The sequence below is a fragment of the Pseudomonas sp. GW823-FHT02C02 genome (assembly GCF_058797635.1).
In genome coordinates this window covers 1-2,419 of record NZ_JBXAJV010000038.1, presented here as the reverse complement: position 1 = coordinate 2,419, position 2,419 = coordinate 1, and the positions used below count along the sequence as shown (strand labels likewise).

Below are 2,419 nucleotides of genomic sequence, written 5' to 3'. Positions count from 1 at the left end.
GTATGCGTCCGGGCAACACGTCTTGCGTGATTAAACCGGCTGCCACTTATGCGGAAGCAGCTGCTCGATTTCACTCGCCCGCTGCGTCGGTAGACGCGTGAGAACATCCTTTAGATAGGCGTACGGATCATGGCCATTCAGCCGCGCAGACTGGATCAAGCTCATGATCGCCGCCGCCCTTTTTCCGCTGCGTAACGACCCGGCGAAGAGCCAGTTCTTGCGTCCAAGGGCCCATGGTCGGATCTGGTTTTCCGCCCAATTATTATCAATAGGTACGGCCCCGTCATTGAGGTAGCGCGACAGCGCTGCCCAGCGTTTGAGGCTGTAATCAAATGCTCTGCTGATGGCTGAACCTTCGGGCACAAGATCACGCTGGGCGATCATCCAGGCATGCAGCCTATCCATCACTGGCGCGGCTTTTTCTTGCCGTATTCGGCGCCGTAATTCCGACTCCAGGTCACGCACTTCGCTCTCGATTTCGTACAACAACTGGATGTAACGCAGGGCCTGCTCGGCGAGCTGGCTCTTGTTGGTGGCATGCAATTCGAAAAACTTGCGCCGGGCGTGGGCCATGCAGCCGATCTCGGTCACGCCGAGTTCGAAGCTGGCCTTGTAACCGCCAAAATCATCGCAGACCAACTTGCCTTTCCAGCCTTGCAGGAAGTTGCGAGCATGCTCACCGGCGCGGCTGGGGCTGAAGTCGTAGACGACAGCGGCTGTTTCGCAGAACTGGCTGGTGGCGTAAGCCCAAACATAAGAGCGGTGGGTTTTCTTCGTGCCCGGAGCGAGCATCTGTACGGGTGTTTCATCCGCGTGCACGACCTGCTGCCCGATCACTACGTCACGCAGGGCATCGACCAGTGGCTGCAACTGCACGCCCGTAACGCCGACCCATTGAGCCAAAGTGGAGCGTGGAATCGACAAGCCAGCTCGACCAAAAATCGATTCCTGACGGTAAAGCGGAAGATGATCAGCGAACTTCGCGATCATGACGTGGGCAAGTAATCCGGCAGTCGGGATGCCCTTGTCGATAACTTGCGCAGGTACCGGCGCCTGGATCAGCGTTTCACAGTCATCACAAATCCACTTGCCACGAACATGGCGCTCAACGGTAAACACGCCCGGCGTGTAGTCCAGCTTTTCGCTGACATCTTCACCGATGCGTTTAAGCGCACAGCCGCATGGGCAGTGAGTGTTGTCCGGTTCGTGATGGATCAAGGTGCGTGGGAATTCTGCCGGCAACGCAGTGCGCTTGGGCTTTTGCTTTTTCTCAGTTGTCGCTGGCGCGATTTGCAAGGCCTGAAGCTCGGCCTCAATCGCCGCGATATCGGTATCGATCAGGTCATCCAGCAGGCTGGCCTGCTGAGGATTCATCTGCTCGCTACGCTTGGCAAACTTCAAACGCTTGAGCTGTGCGATCTCGTGGGTCAGCTTTTCGATCACCGTTTGATCGCGGTTGATCTTCTTGCCCATGGTTTCGACCGTTCTGCCCATGGTCTCTACCGTCTTGCCCATGGTCTCCACTTGCGACAGCAACTGCGCAGCGAATGCACGCAGTTGGTCGGGAGTCATTTGATCGAGATTGGGCGAGGAAGTCATGCCGTGGATTTTACCAAAGCAGACCGCCTGCGACAGCAAACCAAGACGCTAATTAAAGTTTTTTAAAGCAGTGTAATTACACCGCCGACGCCAACACGTTGCCAAGGTAGGCCGAGCACCAAGGCCTGAAGTTGCTCAGTATCCAACTGCATTTCGCTGCCTTGTCGAAGGCCTGGCCAGTGAAACTTGCCTTGGTTCAAGCGACGTGCAGCCAGCCAAACGCCGATCCCATCATGTACCAACACTTTCATCCGAGTCGCGCGGCGATTGGCAAACAGATAAGCACAGTGCGGCTTCGCCGCACCGAAGACCTCGATCACCCTGGCCAGCGCAGTCTCGGTACCGGCGCGCATGTCCATGGGCTCGGTGGCGAGCCAAATGGCGTCGATACGGATCATCGCAACACGTCTCGAAGGAAAGCGGCGCAGGCAGCAGCACTATCGGTCGGCCAGTTCACTTTGACGGTGCCGCGTGGGTGCAGAATCTCAATGCTGATATTCGATGAAGGTGGGTGTGCCGTTATCTGCATGGGCAATGGGATAAATGCTGGTTGAAGCGCTGAGCTTTTGTGCGCGTGCACTCGAATCCATTTGTGGACGAGGTTGGCGTTGAGGCTATGGCTGAGGGCGACGCCGGCAATCGAAGCGCCGGGTTGGGCACACTCTTGAATGACCTGGGCCTTGAAGGATTTGGAATAGGAACGGCGTGTTGGCTGCATGACATACCCGCTTAAAAGGCTAGAACTGGTGCCCACTTAAATTAAGTGCACACCATGTCCAAGCGTTGCGGGGTTGGGTAGATGACTTGGCCGGACGCATAC

General features: G+C 56.6%; 3 protein-coding genes. All 3 read right to left on the bottom strand.

Annotated elements, in window-relative coordinates:
- Positions 1–30: 30 nt before the first annotated feature.
- Positions 31–1,599 carry an IS66 family transposase gene (tnpC, locus tag AC1ROI_RS33855; protein ID WP_083377874.1) on the bottom strand — a complete coding sequence of 523 codons (1,569 nt, stop codon included), beginning with the start codon at positions 1,597–1,599 and terminating at the stop codon, positions 31–33.
- 62 nt (positions 1,600–1,661) lie between these two features.
- A complete protein-coding gene (tnpB, locus tag AC1ROI_RS33850) occupies positions 1,662–1,997 on the bottom strand; it encodes an IS66 family insertion sequence element accessory protein TnpB (RefSeq protein ID WP_034139925.1) in 336 nt (111 codons plus the stop codon).
- Positions 1,994–2,317 carry an IS66-like element accessory protein TnpA gene (gene tnpA / locus AC1ROI_RS33845; protein ID WP_186352298.1) on the bottom strand — a complete coding sequence of 108 codons (324 nt, stop codon included), beginning with the start codon at positions 2,315–2,317 and terminating at the stop codon, positions 1,994–1,996. The genes tnpB and tnpA overlap by 4 nt, the downstream gene beginning before the upstream one ends.
- Between the last annotated feature and the right edge of the window lie 102 nt (positions 2,318–2,419).